Origin of the sequence: Collinsella sp. wc0583 (assembly GCF_046116915.1) — a bacterium.
In the GTDB taxonomy this organism is placed as follows: Bacteria; Actinomycetota; Coriobacteriia; order Coriobacteriales; family Coriobacteriaceae; genus Collinsella.
Window position 1 is genome coordinate 1 of the sequence record NZ_JBJXBN010000005.1, and the last position, 19,406, is coordinate 19,406.

At 61.4% G+C, this 19,406-nt stretch carries 19 protein-coding genes; 14 read left to right on the plus strand and 5 right to left on the minus strand.

Annotated elements, in window-relative coordinates:
• Positions 1-349: 349 nt before the first annotated feature.
• The 4 genes from tgt to ACKUUJ_RS05190 all read left to right on the plus strand — a co-directional run bounded on the left by tgt (position 350) and on the right by ACKUUJ_RS05190 (position 3,185).
• A complete protein-coding gene (gene tgt, locus ACKUUJ_RS05175; protein ID WP_409064873.1) occupies positions 350-1,489 on the plus strand; it encodes a tRNA guanosine(34) transglycosylase Tgt in 1,140 nt (379 codons plus the stop codon).
• Positions 1,490-1,702: 213 nt separating this feature from the next.
• Positions 1,703-2,461, plus strand: a complete 759-nt coding sequence (locus tag ACKUUJ_RS05180; RefSeq protein ID WP_409064874.1) for a TIGR00730 family Rossman fold protein — start codon at positions 1,703-1,705, stop codon at positions 2,459-2,461.
• A gap of 113 nt (positions 2,462-2,574) precedes the next feature.
• A complete protein-coding gene (locus ACKUUJ_RS05185) occupies positions 2,575-2,874 on the plus strand; it encodes a type II toxin-antitoxin system RelB/DinJ family antitoxin (protein ID WP_409064875.1) in 300 nt (99 codons plus the stop codon).
• Between the two features lie 2 nt (positions 2,875-2,876).
• On the plus strand, positions 2,877-3,185 hold the full coding sequence (locus tag ACKUUJ_RS05190; protein ID WP_128620156.1) for a type II toxin-antitoxin system YafQ family toxin: 309 nt from the start codon (positions 2,877-2,879) through the stop codon (positions 3,183-3,185).
• A gap of 93 nt (positions 3,186-3,278) precedes the next feature.
• On the opposite strand, the gene ACKUUJ_RS05195 is transcribed toward ACKUUJ_RS05190, so the two are convergent.
• On the minus strand, positions 3,279-4,139 hold the full coding sequence (locus tag ACKUUJ_RS05195; RefSeq protein WP_409064876.1) for a DegV family protein: 861 nt from the start codon (positions 4,137-4,139) through the stop codon (positions 3,279-3,281).
• 156 nt (positions 4,140-4,295) lie between these two features.
• Between ACKUUJ_RS05195 and ACKUUJ_RS05200 the strand changes: the two genes are divergently transcribed.
• The 9 genes from ACKUUJ_RS05200 (at position 4,296) to ACKUUJ_RS05240 (ending at position 13,847) form a co-directional block, all read left to right on the plus strand.
• Positions 4,296-4,958: an HAD hydrolase-like protein gene (locus ACKUUJ_RS05200; RefSeq protein WP_409064877.1), complete on the plus strand. Its 663-nt coding sequence runs from the start codon at positions 4,296-4,298 to the stop codon at positions 4,956-4,958.
• 54 nt (positions 4,959-5,012) lie between these two features.
• Entirely contained in the window at positions 5,013-6,449 is a 1,437-nt protein-coding gene (locus ACKUUJ_RS05205; RefSeq protein ID WP_409064878.1) for a M20 family metallopeptidase, read from the plus strand.
• Between the two features lie 293 nt (positions 6,450-6,742).
• Positions 6,743-7,681, plus strand: a complete 939-nt coding sequence (locus ACKUUJ_RS05210; RefSeq protein WP_409064879.1) for a phosphate ABC transporter substrate-binding protein — start codon at positions 6,743-6,745, stop codon at positions 7,679-7,681.
• Between the two features lie 25 nt (positions 7,682-7,706).
• A complete protein-coding gene (gene pstC / locus ACKUUJ_RS05215) occupies positions 7,707-8,615 on the plus strand; it encodes a phosphate ABC transporter permease subunit PstC (RefSeq protein ID WP_409064880.1) in 909 nt (302 codons plus the stop codon).
• Entirely contained in the window at positions 8,608-9,534 is a 927-nt protein-coding gene (gene pstA, locus ACKUUJ_RS05220; RefSeq protein WP_409063732.1) for a phosphate ABC transporter permease PstA, read from the plus strand. Before pstC ends, pstA begins: the two co-directional genes overlap by 8 nt.
• A complete protein-coding gene (gene pstB, locus ACKUUJ_RS05225) occupies positions 9,531-10,403 on the plus strand; it encodes a phosphate ABC transporter ATP-binding protein PstB (protein WP_409064881.1) in 873 nt (290 codons plus the stop codon). The genes pstA and pstB overlap by 4 nt, the downstream gene beginning before the upstream one ends.
• A 205-nt stretch (positions 10,404-10,608) precedes the next feature.
• Entirely contained in the window at positions 10,609-12,468 is a 1,860-nt protein-coding gene (locus ACKUUJ_RS05230) for an ABC-F family ATP-binding cassette domain-containing protein (protein WP_409064882.1), read from the plus strand.
• Positions 12,469-12,474: 6 nt separating this feature from the next.
• A complete protein-coding gene (locus tag ACKUUJ_RS05235; protein WP_409064883.1) occupies positions 12,475-13,245 on the plus strand; it encodes a Cof-type HAD-IIB family hydrolase in 771 nt (256 codons plus the stop codon).
• 212 nt (positions 13,246-13,457) lie between these two features.
• Complete coding sequence (locus ACKUUJ_RS05240; protein ID WP_409064884.1) at positions 13,458-13,847, plus strand: metal-dependent transcriptional regulator; 390 nt, start codon at positions 13,458-13,460, stop codon at positions 13,845-13,847.
• A 281-nt stretch (positions 13,848-14,128) separates the two neighbouring features.
• Here the strand turns inward: ACKUUJ_RS05240 and ACKUUJ_RS05245 are convergent, their stop codons facing one another.
• From ACKUUJ_RS05245 to ACKUUJ_RS05260, 4 genes are all read right to left on the minus strand, one after another.
• A complete protein-coding gene (locus ACKUUJ_RS05245; protein ID WP_409064885.1) occupies positions 14,129-16,081 on the minus strand; it encodes a heavy metal translocating P-type ATPase in 1,953 nt (650 codons plus the stop codon).
• A gap of 99 nt (positions 16,082-16,180) precedes the next feature.
• Positions 16,181-16,399: a cation transporter gene (locus ACKUUJ_RS05250; protein ID WP_117583778.1), complete on the minus strand. Its 219-nt coding sequence runs from the start codon at positions 16,397-16,399 to the stop codon at positions 16,181-16,183.
• Positions 16,400-16,461: 62 nt separating this feature from the next.
• Positions 16,462-16,830: an ArsR/SmtB family transcription factor gene (locus tag ACKUUJ_RS05255; protein ID WP_409064886.1), complete on the minus strand. Its 369-nt coding sequence runs from the start codon at positions 16,828-16,830 to the stop codon at positions 16,462-16,464.
• A gap of 315 nt (positions 16,831-17,145) precedes the next feature.
• Complete coding sequence (locus ACKUUJ_RS05260) at positions 17,146-18,114, minus strand: 3'-5' exonuclease (RefSeq protein WP_409064887.1); 969 nt, start codon at positions 18,112-18,114, stop codon at positions 17,146-17,148.
• Positions 18,115-18,286: 172 nt separating this feature from the next.
• Between ACKUUJ_RS05260 and ACKUUJ_RS05265 the strand changes: the two genes are divergently transcribed.
• Positions 18,287-19,375: a putative manganese transporter gene (locus tag ACKUUJ_RS05265; protein WP_409064888.1), complete on the plus strand. Its 1,089-nt coding sequence runs from the start codon at positions 18,287-18,289 to the stop codon at positions 19,373-19,375.
• Positions 19,376-19,406: the final 31 nt, after the last annotated feature.

Consider the following 19,406-nt stretch of genomic DNA (forward strand, 5'->3'; position numbering starts at 1 on the left):
TCGCAGCCCCGACCCGCGGTCACGAGCGGGGGCTCCTATCTTTTTAGTGCCCTCGGATTGGGTCATAGTGTCTGTCGGCGCCATAACATCGGCGTTGCTGTGGCTGTCGGAAATGATCCGTTGGGGACGGAGGAAAACGGATCATTTTATTGAGAGTGGATAATCTCCCGTTTTTGGTCAGTATTCTTGCCAAAAGTGGGAGATTATCCACTCTCGTTAGGTAAGTGTCCGATAATCCACGCCCATTGTGCTTTGGTGCATTGGGGAGTGGTTTCTGTCGAGTCGGTGCTCCTTGCGGGTTGCCCGTATAATGGTTTGCGTATGAACCGCAACCAAGGAGTTCCAGTTTATGGACCAGAGCCTTTTTAAATTCGACCTGATCGCCGAGGATCCGACGACGCATGCGCGTGCCGGCGTGCTGCACACCCCGCACGGCGACATCGAGACGCCGATCTTTATGCCCGTGGGCACCAAGGCAAACGTCAAGGGTATTCCTACCGAGACCGTTAAGCAGCTCGGCGCCCAGATCGTGCTTGCGAACACCTATCACCTGTCCATGCGTCCCGGCGAGGACACCATCGCCGAGCTGGGCGGCCTGCATAAGTTTATGAACTGGCACGGCCCCATTCTTACCGATTCGGGCGGCTTCCAGGTGTTCAGCCACAACGACGCCGTCAAGCTCACCGACGAGGGCGTGCGCTTTATCGTCAACGACTACGATGGCCGCCACGTGTTCTGGACGCCCGAGGACAACATGGAAATCGCCATGAAGCTCGGCTCCGACATCTGCATGCAGCTCGACCAGTGCCCGGGCTATCCCGCCACGCGCGCCTACGTTGAACGCGCCGTTGAGCTGTCGAGCATGTGGGCCGAGCGCTGCTATAAGGCGCATACCCGCGATGACCAGGCACTCTTTGGCATCGTCCAGGGCGGCATGCACCTGGACCTGCGCCTGCGCTCGCTGCGCCATCTGGAGGAGTGCGGCGACTTCCCGGGCTACGGCATCGGCGGCTACTCGGTGGGCGAGGACCACGAGACTATGTTCGAGACGCTTGCACCGCTCGCGAGCGAGTATATGCCCAAGCACAAGCCGCGCTACCTGATGGGCGTCGGCAACCCGACCACCCTCGTGCGCGGTGTGGGTGTGGGTATCGACATGTTCGACTGCGTGCTGCCGACGCGCACCGGCCGCATGGGAACGGCGTTCTCCAGCGAGGGTCGCCTCAACTTCCGCAACGCGCGTTTTGCGCACGACGACGGCCCCATCGATTCCACCTGCACCTGCCCGGTGTGCACGGGCGGCTACAGCCGCGCGCTCATTCGCCACATGGTCACGCAGAAGGAGATGCTCGGCGGTATTCTGCTGTCGATGCACAACATCTACTACCTGCTCAACCTTATGCAGCGTGCCCGTCAGGCCATTATCGAGGGCCGCTACGGCGCGTTTGTGAGCGACTGGATGAACAGTCCTGCGGCGGTGGACTACTAAGAGCGGCGCGGGCGCTTGCAGAGCGCTAGCAACGGCAAGGGGCGAGCGCTGGCCGGTCATCACGTTCGCTAACACCGTCTGCGAGACCGATGACCGATAGCTTACAAGCACTTGATGCATCGTGGGTACCATATCGAATAGTTGATGTTCGGGCGGGTGTTTGACGCATGGCGTCGACCCCGCCCGTTTTTCTTTTTCTCGATAGGAGTACCCATGATTAAGAACGAGAATATCGAGGGCGAGCCTGCCTACGACGAGACGTACCGACGCGGTCCCGTGGTCATGCGCGGCCCCATGATTCCCAAGGACAACACCTACGCCAACCTGCTGGCGCCCGAGGACTCGACCGACTGGTTGCACACCGACCCCTGGCGCGTGCTGCGCATCCAGGCCGAGTTTGTCGATGGCTTTGGCGCACTTGCCGAGCTCGGGCCCGCTGTGACCATCTTCGGCAGCGCCCGCACGCCCAAGACCGATCCGCTCTATAAGGCGGCGCGCACGGTCGGCCGCAAAATCGCCCAGCGCGGCGTGGCGGTCATCACCGGTGGCGGCCCCGGCATCATGGAAGCGGCCAACAGGGGAGCGGCGAGTGTCAACGGCAAGTCAGTTGGCCTGGGCATTGAATTGCCGCACGAGCATGGGCTCAATAAATACGTGAACCTCGGCATGGACTTCCGTTACTTCTTTGTGCGCAAGACCATGTTCGTCAAATACAGCTCGGGCGCCATCGTGTTTCCCGGAGGTTTTGGTACGCTCGACGAAATGTTCGAGGTGCTCACGCTGGTGCAGACACACAAGGTCAAGCGCATGCCGCTCGTGCTGGTGGGCACCGAGTACTGGCAGGGCCTATTCGACTGGCTTAACGGTCCGGTGATGGATGCCGGTATGATCAGCCCGCTCGATCCAGACCTCGTCCACATCACCGACGACCTCAACGAAGCCGTCGACATTGCCCTAAGTGGGCTGATGTAGGGACAAGGCTTCTTCGCTTATAGATGAATAATGGCAGTCTGATGCTAGCTAACATCAGACTGCCATCTATATTGGGTATACTGATGCAAAAGACGAGAGCGAGGAGGTCGCGTATGTCTACTGCAACGGTTAAGCCTACGACGGTTCGCATCGAAGAGGGGCTCAAGGAACAGGCGACTGAGTTCTTGGATACGGTTGGTCTGAGTCTCAATTCGTATCTCAACCTTGCTGTTCGGCAGCTGGTAAATCAGCGAAAGATTCCTTTTGAAATTGTGGGTCGGCCCGAAGTTCCCAATGAGGCGACGAGGCGTGCCATGGTGATTGCCGAGGCTCATGAGTTGGGGATTCTGCCGGACGACAGCCCGTCATTCACTAACGCTGATGAGCTTATATCGTTCCTCGATGAGGACTAGCGATGTTTGAGATTAAAGTCGAGGCTCAGTTTAAGGCGGATTACAAACGGACGATGCGCATCCATCCGCAGCTAAAAACCGAGTTTAAGGCGGCGGTCGCAGAGCTTGCAGCTCGCGGCTCGCTTCCCGCGGAATATGGCGCCCATGAGCTTTCAAACCCGGGCGGCAATTACAACGGCCACATCGATTTCCATCTATCCGATGGGTTGGTCGATGTGGTCGTTCTGTACTTGCCGCATAAGACTAATCCTGTGATCCGACTGGTCAGAATGGGCTCGCATGAGGAACTGTTCCGGGGCCCGCAGGGCTGATTGCCGATTTCTAAGTTGCGGTGGAATAGGGATTGATTTGCGGCTGATAAGCCAAAAACAGTCCCTATTCCACCGCAAGTGGTAAAGGTGCCCCTAGTGGATGGGCTGGTAGCGGGGACAGTAGCTAATGGCGATGGCGTCGACGCCTACATGGGTGGCGATGGTGCAGCCGATGGGGCCGGTGCCGGCGTCCACGTAGTTCTGGCCTGCGAGTGCTTGGTTGACGAGCTCCTGCTCCTCGTCGGCGCCGGTCGTGAGCACGCGCACGCTGGAGCCCGGATGTTCGGCCAAAAATGCGAGGCAATCGGCCATGGTGTTGGCGACGATGCGCTTGGCGCCGCGGCCCTTTTTGATGGCCTTGATCTCGCCCGATTTCCACTCCGGCGAAACGGCCAGGCGAATGTTGAGCATCTGCGTGAGCTGGCCGGCGAGTTTGGGCGCGCGGCCGTTCTTAACGAGGTTCTCGAGCGTGCGGGGAATCAGCAGCAGGTGGGCGTCGGGCAGCGTCGCTCGGATCTGCGCCTCGGTCTCGTCCAGGCTGTGGCCGTCCTCGCGCATGGCCAGCGCGTACTCCACCAGCAGGCCCTCGGCAGCCGAGCCGGTGCGCGAGTCGATGCAGCGCACGTCGAGCTCGTGGGTATCGGCAACCTGGCACGCGTTGGCGTAGCAGGCAGACCACTCGCTGCACAGCGAGATAAAGATGGCGCTGTCGTGGCCGTCGGCGAGCACGCGATCAAAGAGCGCCTTGAATTCGCCGGCGCTCGGCTGCGAGGTGTGCGGCAGCTGCTCGGAGCCGGCCATGCGCGCGACGTACTCCTGGGCGGTAATCTGCACCTGGTCGAGCAGATCCTCGCCCTCGATAATCACATGCAGCGGAATCACGTAAATGCCGAGCTCTTGGGCGCGGGCGGGGGAGATGTCCGACGTGGAGTCGGTTATGATGGCAAAAGACATAATTGCACCTTTCGTTGGGGCGCTTGCGCGCCGCCTTCTGAGAGCAAAGTGCGACAAGTATAGTAGAGTCGTTCCACATTACTAGGTTCAATTGTTGAATAGTCAACAGTTTGAAGTGTCGGTGTGGAAATCGTCAACTGGGGAAGAGGAATGCCGATGGAGGCGTTGAAGATATACAGGCGGCCGGTCGTGTTGTTTGATTTCGATGGCACGGTGGCCGATACGGGCCGGGCGGTGATGACCTCGACGCGCAAGACGCTGGCTGCGCGCGGGTTTTCGGAGGCGCAGATGGGTGACCTGCGTCGCATGATCGGGCCGCCCCTGTGGAAGAGCTTTCACGACTTTTACGGCTTTTCCCGCGAGAAGTCGCTTGTGGTGGCCGACGAGTACCGCGCTTTTTTTGATGAGCTGGGACCGGAGGAGTATCCCGTGTTCGACGGGGTCCCCGAGTTACTGAATGGGTTGGCCGCCCGGGGTAAGCGTATGGCCGTGGCGACGTCGCGCATGGAGGCAAAGTGCATCGACATGGTGCGTGAGCTCGGGCTTTCTCAGTTTGAGGCGGTGATTGGCATGAATCCGCCGCAGGGGCGCGAGACCAAGGCCGATTCGGTCCGCGATGCCCTGGCGGCCCTGGGTGCGACCGCGGACGAGGCCGTGATGATTGGCGACCGCTTTAACGATGTGGAGGGCGCGCACGCGATGGGCGTGCCGTGCATCGGCATCTATTCGGGCGCGGCGGCGCCGGGCGAGCACGAGGCGGCGGGTGCCGATGCGGTGGTGCACTCGGTGGCCGAGCTTGCTAAACTTTTCGCTATCTAATGACGTGATGTGAGGGGCGGGCACGCTCGCCGCTCATTGCTAAGGAGGTCGTCCATGAATCAGGTGGAGCAGAGCGTTGCTGAGTATGTCGACGAGGTCTGGGAGGATGTCGTCGCCGATATCGAGCAGCTGGTGAGTTATCCATCTGTGGCCGTTGCTGCCGATGCGGAGCCCGGCGCGCCGTTTGGCCGCCCGGTCCGTGACGCACTCGATTGCGCGCTCGGCATCGCGCAAAAGCTCGGCTACCAGACGAGCGACGACGAGGGCTTTGTGGGAATCGCCGATATTCCGGGCCGCGGCGATAAGCAGCTCGCGACTATCTGCCATGTGGACGTGGTACCCGCTGGCCCCGGTTGGAACACCGACCCGTTTGCGATGGAGCGCCGCGAGGGCTGGCTGCTCGGCCGCGGCGTAATCGACGACAAGGGTCCGGCCGTGCTGTCGCTCTACGCCGGCGCCTACCTGCTCAAGCACGGCATTGTGCCGCGCTATACCTTCCGCGCGCTGCTGGGCTGCGATGAGGAAGTGGACATGTCCGACGTTCACCATTATCTGGAGAACCACGCGAACCCCGACTTTCTGTTTACGCCCGATGCCGAGTTCCCGGTCTGTAATGCCGAGAAGGGCCAGCTTGGGGCGACGTTTGTGAGCTCCAAGATCGACGGCGGGCGCATTGTGTCCTGGAGCGGTGCCGAGGCGAGCAACGCTATTCCGTCGCAGTCTATCTGCGAGCTTGCGATTGCCGCCGATGAGCTGCCGGCGCCCGCTGAGAATGCCGACCGCCTGGAGATCACCGCACTCGATAACGGCCATGCGCAGATTTTTGCCCACGGCATTGGCGGTCATGCCTCGATGCCCGAGGGAACGATCAATGCCGTCGGCCTCATCGTGGCGTATCTGCGTGAGGCCGAGGACGCGTTTGGTGCGCGCGACGAGCGCCTGCTGACGCCTGCCGAGCACGAGTTTGTCAAGTTTCTGGCCTTTGTGCATGCGGACGCCTATGGTCGCGGCCTGGGTATCGATGCGACGAGCGCGGCGTTTGGCCCGCTCACGTGCAACCCCGGCGTCATCCGCGTGGTGGATGGCTACATTGAGCAGGTCATCGACGTGCGCTTCCCCGATAGCACCAGTGCCGATACCATCTGCGAGCAGCTCGAGCCGCTCGTGGGCCGCTTTGGCGTGACGTATCGCGTGGGTCGCGCAAAGGTGCCGTTCTCGGTGTCTGCCGACGATCCGGCTGTGAAGGCACTTATCGATACCTACAACGAGTTTACGGGCAAGCATGCCGAGCCCTTTGCCATGGGCGGCGGCACGTATGCGCGCAACTTTGCCCGCGCCGTATCGTTTGGCCCCGAGGAGACCGGCCTGGAGCTGCCCGCATGGGGCGGCCAGATGCACGGCCCCAACGAGTGCGCTAACGAGGAGCAGCTCAAGCAAGCGCTCAAGATCTATATTGTTGCGATCTTAAGGCTCAACGAGCTCGAGCTTTAAGGTTGCGGCGTTTTGCCAATCTAAGTTGCGGTGGAATAGTTCCTAGAATCGGCTGCCTGACAGCCAAACAGGAACTATTTCACCGCAACTTCTTTTTATCGGTGTAAAAGGCGGGTCATGTTTGGCGGCGGGTTTGTTATTCGTTTGTAAAGCCGAGTCGCGCTTGCGGTAAGGGTCTATCAGATGCCCGTAAAAAACCGTAGTTGGCGCGGGCGATGCCCGGTCGGGGCCGTATCTTTCCAAACAGCAAAGCGGGCGGGGTGCCCGCGAGTCGCATGTATGAAAGGAAGATCATGCTCGATCAGGCTTATTCTCGTCGTCAGTTCCTCGGCCTCGCTGGTGGTCTTGCCAGCATCGTCGGTCTCGGCCTCGTTGGCTGCGGTGGCTCCAACGCCGCCGACACCGCTGCCGAGGGTAGCGCCGCCGTTGCCGAGTCCGTCTCCGGCGAGGTGACCTACGACGGTGCCTCCTCGTTCCAGGCTCTCGTCGAGGCCGCTGCCGAGAAGTTCATGGATGCCAACCCGGACGTCTCCGTCTCCGGCTCGGGTAACGGTTCGGGCAAGGGTCTGACCGCTGTCGCCGCCGGCACCGTTACCATCGGTAACTCCGACGTCTTCGCCGAGACCAAGCTCGAGGCAGACCAGGTCAAGAACCTCGTCGACCACGAGGTCGCTGTCGTGGGCATGGGCCCCGTCGTCTCCAAGAACGTCAAGGTCGACGACCTGTCCCTCGAGCAGCTCAAGGGCATCTTCTCCGGCCAGATCACCAACTGGAAGGAGGTCGGCGGCGACGACGCTACCATCGTCGTTCTCAACCGCAAGGCCGGCTCCGGCACCCGCGCCACCTTCGAGGCCGCCGTCTTTGGCGACGAGGCCGTCGACTTTAAGGGCGACGCCGAGCTCGACAAGTCCGGCGACGTCCAGACTCAGATGGGCAGCACCGACAACGCCATCTCCTACCTGGACTTCTCGCACTTCGATGATTCCAAGTTCAACGCCATTAAGGTCGAGGGCGTGGAGCCCAAGAGTGCAAACGTCACCGACGACTCCTTTAAGATCTGGGCTACCGAGCACATGTACTGCGCAAAGGACGCCGACGAGGCCACCAAGGCCTTCCTGGAGTTCATGCTTTCCGACGACGTCCAGGGCAAACTTGTCGAGGAGCAGGGCTTTATCCCCGTCTCTGCCATGAAGGTCGTCAAGGACGCCAGCGGCAAGGTCTCCGCTAAATAGGTAATCGCCCCCGGAAAGGTTTGCAATGGCAAAACAGCTGCCAAAGCGCGACCTTGAGAACGTGGGCCTGGGCGTCACGGGTGCGTGCGTAGCGCTCGTGACGCTTGTCGTTGCCGCACTCATCTTTATGGTCGCCCAAAAGGGTCTCTCGGCTTTTGTCAAGGACGGCGTTTCGGTCGTTGAGTTCTTCACCGGCACCAAGTGGGACCTGGCCAACACGGCCGAAAGCGGGCTGCCCTACACCGGCGCCCTGCCCCTGATCGTCACCTCGTTTGCGGTCATGGTGCTCTCCACGCTCATCGCGCTGCCCATCGCCATCGGCTCTTCCATCTTCGCGGTCGAGATCCAGCCTAAGTTTGGCTCTAAGATCTTTCAGCCGCTTATTGAGCTTTTGACCGGTATTCCCTCGGTCGTCTTTGGCCTCATCGGTTTTCACGTGGTCGTCGGCCTCATGAAGAGCGTTTTCCACGTGAGCACGGGCCTGGGTATCCTGCCCGGCGCCATCGTGCTGGCCGTTATGATCCTGCCTACGATGACCACGCTTTCGGTCGATGGCCTGCGCGCCGTGCCCGACAGCTACCGCCAGGGCTCGCTCGCGCTGGGCTATACCCGCTGGCAGACCATCTGGCACGTGGTGCTCAAGAGCGCCATGCCTTCGCTCATGACCGCGGTCATCCTTGGCATGACCCGCGCCTTTGGCGAGACGCTCGCCGTGCGCATGGTTATCGGCGGCATCGAGGCCATGCCGACGTCGCTGCTGTCGCCGGCGTCCACCATCACCACCACGCTCACCACGTCTATGGCTGTCTATGCCGAGGGCTCAGCCCAGGACGACGTTCTGTGGGCGCTCGGTCTGCTGCTGATGGGCATGAGCCTCATCTTCATCCTGATTATCCATCTCATTGGCCGCAAGGGGGCGAAGGCTCGTGGCTAGCACGCGCATCCATATCGACGAGGCGAGACTCGGGCGTGTCCAAAAACAGGACCGCATCGCCACGGGCGTGTTGACGGCGATCGTCGCCATCGTCATGCTCGTCGTCATTTCCATGGTGGCCTATATCCTGTTCGAGGGCATTTCGACGCTGTTCCAGCCGGGCTTCCTCACGCAGCCCGCGCGTGCCAACGGAACCCAGGGCGGCGTGCTCTATCAGCTGTTCGACTCGTTCTATCTGCTGCTGATCACCCTGATCATCTCGGTGCCCATCAGCCTGGGCGGCGCGGTCTTCCTGGTCGAGTACGCGCCGGACGGGCCCATCCGCGACATCGCCTCCACCGCCATCGAGACGCTGTCCTCGCTGCCTTCCATCGTCGTCGGCATGTTCGGATTTCTGGTGTTCTCGGTTCAGCTGGGCTGGAAGTACTCCATCATCTCCGGCGCCGTCGCGCTCACCATGTTCAACATCCCCATCCTGGTGCGCGTGATCCAGCAGGCGCTCGAGGACGTGCCGCAGACCCAGCGCGATGCGTGCCTGGCCATGGGCCTTACTCGTTGGGAAGCCACGCTGCACATCCTGATCCCCGAGGCCATGCCCGCCATCGTGACCGGCATCGTGCTTTCGGCCGGCCGCGTGTTTGGCGAGGCCGCGGCACTGCTCTTTACCTCGGGCATGAGCTCGCCGGTGCGTCTGAACTTCTTGAGCTTTAACCTGTCGAGCCCCACTTGCGCTTGGAACGTGTTCCGTCCCGGCGAGTCGCTCGCCGTGCACATCTACAAGATCTATGGCGAGGGCAGCCCCGAGGCCCAGCAGATCGTCTGGGGCACCGCCGCACTGCTGATGATCTGCGTGCTGCTGTTTAACGTAATCGCCCGCATCGTGGGCAAGCAACTGGCAAGGAAGATGACGGCCGAATGAGCGAGATGAATGCAACGCCCGCAACCGAGGCGGCCACGTCCGAGACCCAGGACTTTCTGTCGAGTGTGGGGGAGAGCGAGAAGCGCGTTCGCGTGAGCGGCAGGGCCGTGAGCGACGAGGTCGTGCTCTCCACCAAGGACGTCAACGTGTACTATGGCGACCACCATGCGCTGCACAACACGTCGCTCGACTTTCACAAGGGCGAGATCACGGCGCTCATCGGGCCTTCGGGCTGCGGCAAGTCGACCTTCTTGCGTAGCCTCAACCTTATGAATCGCGAGATTCGCGGCTGCCGCGTGGAGGGCGAGATCAACTACCGCGGGCGCAACGTGAATACCAAGACCGAGAACACCTACGAGCTGCGCCGCTCCATTGGCATGGTGTTCCAGCAGCCCAACCCGTTCCGCAAGTCCATTCGCGACAACATTACATTTGCGCCTAGGCGTCACGGCATCACCGACCGCGATGAGCTTGATCGTATGGTCGAGGAGAGTCTGCGCGGCGCTGCACTGTGGGACGAGGTCAAGGACAAGCTCGACAAGAGCGCCTACGCGCTTTCGGGCGGCCAGCAGCAGCGTCTGTGCATCGCGCGCACGCTGGCGCTCAATCCCGACGTGATCCTGTTTGACGAGCCCTGCTCGGCGCTCGACCCCATCTCGACGCTGGCGATCGAGGACCTGATGTCGTCGATCGTTGCCGACCGCGCCATCGTCATCGTGACGCACAACATGGAACAGGCGTCGCGTGTGTCCAACCGCACGGCGTTCTTCTACATGGGCGATATGGTCGAGTACGACGAGACCGACGAGATTTTCCAGCGGCCCAAGGACAAGCGGCTGAATGATTACCTCACCGGCATGTTCTCCTAGTCCGGGACATGCTTGAGGCCCGCGGCGGCCACGGTCGCCACGGGACTGATTGGAGAGGCGGGTCATCTCTTTCGGGAGATGGCGCGCCTTTTTGCTCTGCGACCGAAACGACCACCACAAAGGGGACAGGCACCTTCGTGGTGGTTTGGGGTGAGGCTCGCTGCTATCATGGACAACGTTGAATTTCTACGAAGGAGCAGGGCATATGGCGATTCTTTTGGGATGCGATTCCGTCAGCCTAGAGTTTCCCACCAAGCATATTTTCGATAACGTGACGCTCGGCGTGGACGAGGGCGACCGTATTGGTATCGTCGGTAAAAACGGCGACGGCAAGTCGACGCTGCTGAGTGTGCTCGCCGGCACGCTGGAGCCCGACGACGGCCGCGTGACGCACCGCCGCGACACCACGATCGGATTGCTCGGCCAAAAGGACAACCTGGTCGATACCGACACCGTGCATCATGCCGTTGTCGGCGACACGCCCGAGTACGAGTGGGCGTCGAGTCCGCGTACGCGCCAGATCCTGGTCGGCCTTATTAGCGATGTGCCCTGGGAGGGCGCGGTGGGCGAGCTTTCGGGCGGTCAGCGCCGTCGCGTGGACCTCGCGCGCCTGCTGATCGGCGATTACGACGTGCTTATGCTCGACGAGCCTACCAACCACCTGGACATGCGTACCATCAACTGGCTCGCGCGTCACTTAAAGGCCCGCTGGCAGCGCGGTCAGGGCGCGATGCTCGTGGTCACGCACGATCGCTGGTTCTTGGACGAGGTCTGCACCAGTATGTGGGAGGTCCACGACGGCCAGGTCGATCCTTTCGAGGGCGGTTACTCCGCATATATCCTGCAGCGCGTAGAGCGCGACCGTATGGCCGCGGTTACCGAGGAGCGTCGTCGCAACATGGCGCGCAAGGAGCTCGCGTGGCTGAGCCGCGGTGCCCAGGCGCGCTCCACCAAGCCCAAGTTTCGCGTGGATGCCGCTCGCGAGCTCATCGCCGACGTACCGCCCGTACGCGACGAGCTGGAGCTCAAGCGCCTGGCGGTGAGCCGCCTGGGCAAGCAGGTTATCGACGTGGTCGACGTGGACGCCGGCTATGCGGATACCGATGGCGCGCCCAAGCAGGTACTTTCCGACGTGACTTGGCTCATCGGTGCGGGCGACCGCTATGGACTTTTGGGCGAGAACGGCGCTGGCAAGTCGACGCTGCTCGACGTGATTCAGGGCAAGATTGAGCCCACGCGCGGCCGCGTGAAGATTGGCCAGACGGTGCGCTTTGGCGTGCTGTCGCAGCAGCTCGAGGAGCTCGAGCCCTACATGGGCGATACGATCCGCGAGGTTCTCGGCAACTATAAGAAGTACTACGTCATCGACGGCAAGGAGATTTCGCCCGAGAAGCTCTGCGAGCGCCTGGGCTTTACGACCCAGCAGCTCTGGAGCCGCATCGGCGATCTTTCGGGCGGCCAGCGCCGTCGCCTGTCGCTGTTGCTGACGATCCTGGACGAGCCCAACGTGCTTATCCTGGACGAGCCCGGTAACGACCTGGATACCGACATGCTCGCGATTGTCGAGGATTTGCTGGACGGCTGGCCCGGCACGCTGATCCTGGTGACACACGACCGCTTCTTGATGGAACGCGTGACCGACCAACAGTGGGCGCTGCTCGACGGTCACCTGACGCATATGCCCGGCGGTGTCGACCAGTACCTGCGCCTGTGCAACGCCACCGCCGAGGGTGAGCCCGTGGGTGCGCCGAGTGCCAAGACCGGCACGTTTGGCACCGGTGCCGCGGCGGCTGCGGCCGAAAAGCCCAAGTCGAGCGGCCAGCCCAATGGTCTTTCCAACGCCGAGCGCCAGAAGCTCCGCCGCGAGGTGAGCTCGCTCGAGCGCAAAATGGAGACGCAGCGCGCTCGCGTGGAGGAGGCCGAGGCCGCGATGGCCCAGGTCGACCCCACCAACTACACGGCGCTGGGCGAGCAGCAGGCAAAGATTGACGAGGTTCACGCCGCCATGGACGAGTTGGAGATGGCGTGGCTCGAGGCGAGCGAGAAGCTCGAGGGCGAGGAGTAGTCGAGGATGATCAAGGCCGCATTTTTCGATATCGACGGCACGTTGCTGAGCTTTAAGACCCATCGGATTCCGGCATCGGCGCAGCAGGTGCTCGACAGCTTTCGCGAGCAGGGGATTGCGTGCGTGATTGCCACGGGTCGCCCGACCTACCAGATGCCGGATTGGCTGTTCGACTTGGGATGGGATGCGTACATTACGCTTTCGGGCCAGCACTGTTTTGACGCTGACGGCGTTTACCGCAGTTGCCCAATTGATCCGGAGGACGTCGCGGCGATCGTGTGCCAGGTGGCGCAGGGTCGCTACGACTCGCTGTGCATGCAGGGCGAGAACTCGTTTGTGAACCGTCTGTCCAAGCGTGTGGTGGCGGCTGCCGACAATGCCGGAATCTCGTATCACGAGGAGCCTTTTGAGCATGCTTTCGATGCACCGGTTTACCAGTTCTGCGCCTTTGTGGACCCGGCCGACCAGGGCATAGTTACCGATGTCCTGTCGCATTCTACAACCACACGCTGGTGCGACCTGTTCTGCGACATTATTCCGGCCAACGGCGGCAAGGACCTGGGCGTGGCGGCGACGCTGGAGCGCCTGGGCATCGACGCGAGCGAGGCGATTGCCTTTGGCGACGGCGAGAACGACCTGTCGATGTTTGCCGCCGTGGGCACGAGCGTGGCCATGGGCAACGCACAGGACACGGTGAAAGCTGCGGCGACCTATGTGACGACCGCCGTGGACGACGACGGGATCTATAACGCAGCGAAGCACTTTGGGCTGCTATAGCTGCGGCTCGGCACTTGGGGACGTTCCTTTTCTGCCGGTAGCTGGGGACACTCCTTGCGCGTTGCGTGCCGTGTCGCTTTGCTTGTATTACGCATTTTGTGAAGCACGGCTAACTTTTAAACAACGTAGTAAGACATGGGCAACTTTTGCGGTAAAGTGAATCAAGCAAAAGTATCCAAAGGCTAACTAGAAGCCATCGCGAAAGGCGGCCCATGGCCCTACGTGAATCCGGAGAAGACTATCTCGAATCGATCTACGTTCTGTCGGAACGTCAGGGCATCGTGCGCTCGATCGACGTTGCGGAGTACCTCGGCGTAACCAAGGCGAGCGTTTCCAAGGCCATGGCGACGCTGGAAAGCAACGGCTATGTCGAAATGGGAAAACGAGATGTTCATCTGACGGAACGCGGTATTGAGGTTGCCCGTCAAATGTGGGAGCGCCATTGCTTTTTTGTGGGGCTGCTAGAGGACGCAGGTGTAGCGCCCGAGGTTGCCTCGCAAGAGGGCTGCCACATGGAGCATTGCCTGAGCGAGGAGAGCTTTGAGAAGCTAAGATCGATGTTGGGGCGGGAAGATGTGGCGGGCCCAGCAACGGAAGCCTAATTGATCCCCAGTAGCGCGGAGTTCGCGCAAAGCGCGAACCAGCGACCGGGACCAGTAGCCCCACCAACAAAGTTCAATTCAGACAGGGAACCCCGCTAGCAAGCGATGCCCAAGAACCACCAGCAACGTCACCGCAGGCCGGGGTCGGGCTTGGTTTTGAAAACATTCCGCAGACCAGAAGTGCCCCCGTTCGTAGCTCCGAAGGAGCAGAACGGGGGCGCTTCATTGGTCGAGGACGTTTTCAAAACCAAGCCCGACCCCGGCCGGAGGGACCACGAGTGCTACAGGTTCTTGACACCCATCGCGCGCATGGCGTTCAGGATGGCGATGATCGCCACGCCCACGTCGCCAAAGACGGCAAGCCACATGTTGGCGATGCCGAGCGCCGCGAGCACCAGGATCAGCAGCTTAATGCCCAGCGCAAAGATGATGTTCTGCCAAACAATCGTCATGGTCTTGCGCGCCACGCGGATCGCGCGGGAGATGTTGGACGGCTTGTCGTCCATCAGCACCACGTCGGCAGCTTCAATTGCGGCGTCCGAGCCCATGGCGCCCATGGCGATTCCGACGTCGGCGCGCGTGAGCACGGGTGCGTCGTTGATGCCGTCACCGACAAAGGCGAGCTTGCCCTTGCCGCTCTCGGTTGCAAGCAGCGCCTCGACACGCTCGACCTTGTCGCCTGGCAGGAGCTGCGCGTGGAACTCGTCGAGCCCCAGCTGCTTGGCCACAGACGCTGCAACCTCCTCGCGGTCGCCCGTGAGCATGACGGTGCGTTTGACGCCGGCAGCGTGCAAGTCGCGAATAGCCTGCTCGGCATCGGCCTTTATGGTGTCGGCAATTACGATATGGCCGGCGTACGTGTCATCGACCAGCACATGGAGGATCGTACCGACGACCTCGCAATTGGGAGCGTCGATACCGGCCGCAGCAAGCATCTTGGCGTTGCCGACGACGACGCGCTTGCCGTCGATGGTTGCCGTGAAACCGTGACCCGCGACATTGGCGGAGTCGCTCACGCGATTCTGGTCGAGCTCACCCTGGTAGGCGGCACGTATGGACCGTGCGATGGGGTGATCGGAAAACGACTCGGCAAGGGCCGCGACTTCGAGCAGCGACTGCTCGGTATAACCTGCCTCGGGGTGTACCGCCACGACCGAAAACGTGCCGTTGGTGAGCGTGCCGGTCTTGTCAAAGACGACGGTGTCCACTTCGGCGAGCGTCTCGAGGTAGTTGGAGCCCTTGATGAGGACGCCCAGCTTGGATGCGCCGCCGATGCCGCCAAAGAAGCTCAGCGGGACGCTGATCACGAGCGCGCACGGGCAGCTGACGACCAGGAAGGTCAGGCCGCGCAGGATCCAGTCGGACCAGGCGCCGGTGACCAAGCCGCCGCCGAGCGCGAGTACCGCGGCCGCGCCGGTGACGGCGGGCGTGTAGACGCGGGCGAAGCGCGTGATGAAGTTCTCGGTACGCGCCTTCTTTTCGCTGGCGTTTTCTACGAGCTCCAGGACGCGCGCGACGGTGGACTCGCCAAATGGCTTGGTGGTGCGCACGTGGATGAGGCCCGTCATGTTGATGCAGCCGCTGATGATATCGTCTCCGGTTTTGGCCGGGCGGGGAATCGATTCGCCGGTAAGGGCGGCGGTGTCGAGTTGCGTCTCGCCTTCGACGATGACGCCGTCGATGGGTACGCGCTCGCCGGGCTTGACGACGATGACGGTGCCGACGGCGATGTCATCGGGGGAGACCTGCTCGAGTGTGCCGTCGGGTTGCTCGACGTTGGCGTAATCGGGCGCGATGTCCATCATGGCGCTGATCGATTTGCGGCTCTTGCCCACGGCGTAGGCCTGGAACAGCTCGCCGACCTGATAGAACAGCATGACAGCGGCGCCTTCGGCCATGTGCGGATCGGTGTCGGGGAAGAGCACCATGGCAAACGCGCCGATGGTCGCGACGGCCATGAGGAAGCTTTCGTCGAAGGCCTTGCCGCGGCGGATGTTGTTGTATGCCTTTTGGAGCACGTCGTAGCCGGCAATTAGGAACGGCACCAGGAACAGCACGAAGCTGGCGTAGACGTTACCCGGGGTGCCGAATGCGGCGGTAAGGGTACCGAGCTCCTCGAGGGCGTACACCACCGCAAAAATACCTAGCGCTACCAGGATACGATTGCGCTTATGCTCAAGGGACTCTTTCTTCTTGCGCTTCTTCTTTTTCTTTGTGGGATCGGCGGCTGCCATGATTCAAACCTCCCATTTGAATGTATGAACACTCGCTCATATAATTTCGCGAGCAAAGGCCGCGGCAAGCGCGGCCTTTTGGGTTGGCGTTAACCTGGGCTAGAGAATGATCTCGCAGTCCGGCTCGGCGTCGGCCGTAAACTCCACGACGCGGTCGAGCACCTCGTCGAACTCGGCGTCATCGGCCTCGAGCGTCAGCTTCTGGGTCATAAAGTTAACGGACACGGATTTGACGCCCTCGAGCTTGGCCAGCTCGTCCTGAAGCTCGCGCGCACAGTTGGCGCAGTCGATCTCGTCGAGCTTGAACTGCTTTTTCATGGTGGGTTCCTTTCCCTGTCTTGCGGCTTGGGTGCAGGCCGCGCTGGTACCGTGGTTGGTCGCTATTCGCAGATGTGGCTCATGCCCTGGTTGAGCATGGTATAGACATGATCATCGGCGAGCGAGTAGAGGATATTGCGCCCGTCGCGCCGGAATTTAACTAGGTGCGACTGCTTGAGCGTGCGCAGCTGGTGTGACACCGCAGACTGCGAGGTCGCGGTCGCTTCGGCGATGTCTGCCACGCAGAGTTCGCGGCCCATGAGGGCGTAAAGGATCTTGATGCGCGTTGTGTCGCTAAAGACCTTGAACAGGTCGGCAAGGTCGTACAGCAGCTCCTCGTCGGGAAGGTCCTCGGGCGAGCAGGTGGTGGGGACGTCGGGCACGATGGTGGTGTCGATGCCGGACTCTATTTCATCAACGCGGATACTCATTGCAATATCCTTTCATATGAACATGCGCTCATATAACTTACTTCCGAGTATATGAGCGTAAGTTCATATGTCAATATAATTCGCGATTTTTTTTGCTATCGATTGGTCCTGGTGGCGGCTAAGGGCATCGGTGGGCGCGGATAAGGCCGCCGATGTCAACGTGGGTACCTTAGCGACGTGCAAAAACGGGCCGATATCCACTTGGATATCGGCCCGCATTGCGTCGCTTGAGAAGGACGTCTCGGCGTGTCGCTTTTGCGCGGGGCGCTATGGTCCGGCAAATATTGCTCGCGAATGGAGCCTCTGCCTGGCAACCTACTTGGCAAACAGGTTCTTGAGGTTGAACTCGGCTTGGACGGTGCGGAGCATGAGGTCGGTGTCGTCGAGGCCCAGGTGCTGCTCGTTGGCGTCGGCAGCGAGGGTGCCGCGTCGGCGGGCCCAGTTTTCGAGTGCGGCGGGCGCGGACTCGCGGGGGAGCGAGCGCACGTCGGCGTCTAGGCTGCGGCAGATCTGGCGCGAGTCGATGACGATGATCTTGCCGGCACGGCGCGCCTCGGCGTAGCCGTCCAGGTGAATCTTGAACCAGCTGTCCTCAAAGGCGGCGTTGTGCGCCATGTACGGGTACTTCTTCATGAGCTTGAGCAGCTGCCTCTGCAGTTCCTTGTTCTCGCGGAACGGCTTTTTGCCGTCGATATCGGCCCAGGTAATGTGGTGGATATTCGACAGCGGTACGTCCTCGCCGCGATAGATGTCGGGCAGACCGCAGTAGTGCGCCTCGGCGTCGTGCGGGACGGCGTCGCTGGTGAGGTCCATGATCTCCCAACCCACGTTGATGATGTAGCCGCGCTCGGGTGCACGGCCGGTGGTCTCGATGTCGATGCCCAGCACGGTGCCCTGGATGGGCTTGCGGGCGTAGGCGACGCCGAGCGCGTCGCGGTCGCCGCGGATCTCGCGCATGACGGACGCGGCAGTGCGCTTTTGCATCTTGCCGATGGCGGCACAGGTGTCGGCGTCGGACAGGCCGCGCGAGAGCGTCGCGGGTGTCACGTTGCGCAGGCGCGCCTCGCCAATCTGGTCGCACAGGTCGCGGTTGCGGTCGGCCAGGTCGCGCACGGTGGCAAAATCGAAGCCGGGGTCGTCCTCGGCGGTAAAGTATTCGGTCTCGAGCACCTTGAGGGCCTCTTCGCCTTTCTGGCGCTCGGACTCCATGGCGCCGTGGTCGCCGTAGATAAACATGGGGATAAACGGCTGGCGCTCGTATTCGAGTGCTTGCGAAACGTTCATATAACTGCTCCTTGGACGGGCCGCGTCGTGCGGCTCGGGTTTGTCGAGTTATGGCGAGATGATAGTTTACCATGGGCAACTACTGGCATCGCGCCTAGGACAATTACAATACCCTAGTTGAACGCTAGGACTTTTACAATGCTGCCGAAAGACACGAAAGGTTCCATCCGTCATGGATTTGCTGATTGATATTCTGCTCGACGCCGGCAAGGACACGCTCTCGCTGGTGCCGTTCTTGTTGATGACATATCTGGTCCTCGAGACGCTCGAGCATGTGGCAGGCGATCGCGTCAACGGCGCCATCAAGCGTGCCGGCGCCGCTGGCCCCGTGGTTGGCTCGTTGCTGGGCATGGTGCCGCAGTGCGGCTTTTCGGCCATGGCGGCAACGCTATACGCCGGTCGCGTCGTGACGCTGGGTACCCTGGTGGCGGTGTTTCTCTCGACCTCCGACGAGATGCTGCCGCTGCTACTTGCCGAGCAGGTTCCCGTGCAGACTATGGCGATGCTTTTGGCTTCGAAAGCGCTGATTGCGCTGGTCACGGGCTTTATCGTGGATGCCGCCATTCGCGGTCTGCGTCGCAACGCCCGCGCGCATGCGGCGATTCGCCGTACCGTGTTGGGAACCGCTGTCAATCCGGCACATGTTAACTGCGCGCATGACGATCACAGCGGCGGTGACATCATCGACGAGGTGGCCGAGGCTGGCGTGAGCGCCGACCACATCCATGAGCTGTGCGAGCGCGACCATTGCGGTTGTGATGACGACGAGGACGAGCACGAACATGGACATGTCCACGATCACGGTCATGAGGGCGAGCATGAACACCATCATGGCCATGGTCACTCTCACTCACACGAAGGTGCGCCCGTCCTGTCGATTATCCGCAGCGCCATCTCGCATACCGTGCAGGTATCGGTATTCATTTTCCTAGTGACGCTGATTCTGGTCGCCGTGCTCGAGACCTTTGGTGAGTCCGCAATCGAGCAGTTCCTGCGCGGCAACGAGACGCTCGCCGTTCTGGGTTCGGCGCTTGTCGGCCTGATCCCCAACTGCTCGGCGAGCGTGGTCATTACGCAGCTGTATCTGGAAGGCGCGCTGCAACTGGCACCGATGCTCGCCGGCACGCTCATTTCCGCCGGCGTGGGCTACCTGGTCCTGTTCCGCACCAACCGCAGCGCTCGCGAAAATGCCGTGTTCCTGGTCATGATGTACGTCATCGGCGCCGGCTGGGGACTCGTCCTATCCGCCTTCGGCCTCTAAGTAGGCCTAACAAAACGGGCTTCAAAATAGC

Bases quoted from the DNA above. Each gene is read 5' to 3' on its own strand.
- ACKUUJ_RS05230 (WP_409064882.1), top strand. From the start codon at position 10,609: ATGGCGATTCTTTTGGGATGCGATTCCGTCAGCCTAGAGTTTCCCACC.
- ACKUUJ_RS05255 (WP_409064886.1), bottom strand. From the start codon at position 16,830: ATGAGTATCCGCGTTGATGAAATAGAGTCCGGCATCGACACCACCATC.
- ACKUUJ_RS05185 (WP_409064875.1), top strand. From the start codon at position 2,575: ATGTCTACTGCAACGGTTAAGCCTACGACGGTTCGCATCGAAGAGGGG.
- ACKUUJ_RS05190 (WP_128620156.1), top strand. From the start codon at position 2,877: ATGTTTGAGATTAAAGTCGAGGCTCAGTTTAAGGCGGATTACAAACGG.
- pstB (WP_409064881.1), top strand. From the start codon at position 9,531: ATGAGCGAGATGAATGCAACGCCCGCAACCGAGGCGGCCACGTCCGAG.
- pstC (WP_409064880.1), top strand. From the start codon at position 7,707: ATGGCAAAACAGCTGCCAAAGCGCGACCTTGAGAACGTGGGCCTGGGC.
- ACKUUJ_RS05260 (WP_409064887.1), bottom strand. From the start codon at position 18,114: ATGAACGTTTCGCAAGCACTCGAATACGAGCGCCAGCCGTTTATCCCC.
- ACKUUJ_RS05200 (WP_409064877.1), top strand. From the start codon at position 4,296: ATGGAGGCGTTGAAGATATACAGGCGGCCGGTCGTGTTGTTTGATTTC.
- ACKUUJ_RS05210 (WP_409064879.1), top strand. From the start codon at position 6,743: ATGCTCGATCAGGCTTATTCTCGTCGTCAGTTCCTCGGCCTCGCTGGT.
- ACKUUJ_RS05180 (WP_409064874.1), top strand. From the start codon at position 1,703: ATGATTAAGAACGAGAATATCGAGGGCGAGCCTGCCTACGACGAGACG.
- ACKUUJ_RS05245 (WP_409064885.1), bottom strand. From the start codon at position 16,081: ATGGCAGCCGCCGATCCCACAAAGAAAAAGAAGAAGCGCAAGAAGAAA.
- ACKUUJ_RS05265 (WP_409064888.1), top strand. From the start codon at position 18,287: ATGGATTTGCTGATTGATATTCTGCTCGACGCCGGCAAGGACACGCTC.
- ACKUUJ_RS05205 (WP_409064878.1), top strand. From the start codon at position 5,013: ATGAATCAGGTGGAGCAGAGCGTTGCTGAGTATGTCGACGAGGTCTGG.
- tgt (WP_409064873.1), top strand. From the start codon at position 350: ATGGACCAGAGCCTTTTTAAATTCGACCTGATCGCCGAGGATCCGACG.
- ACKUUJ_RS05235 (WP_409064883.1), top strand. From the start codon at position 12,475: ATGATCAAGGCCGCATTTTTCGATATCGACGGCACGTTGCTGAGCTTT.
- ACKUUJ_RS05240 (WP_409064884.1), top strand. From the start codon at position 13,458: ATGGCCCTACGTGAATCCGGAGAAGACTATCTCGAATCGATCTACGTT.
- ACKUUJ_RS05195 (WP_409064876.1), bottom strand. From the start codon at position 4,139: ATGTCTTTTGCCATCATAACCGACTCCACGTCGGACATCTCCCCCGCC.
- ACKUUJ_RS05250 (WP_117583778.1), bottom strand. From the start codon at position 16,399: ATGAAAAAGCAGTTCAAGCTCGACGAGATCGACTGCGCCAACTGTGCG.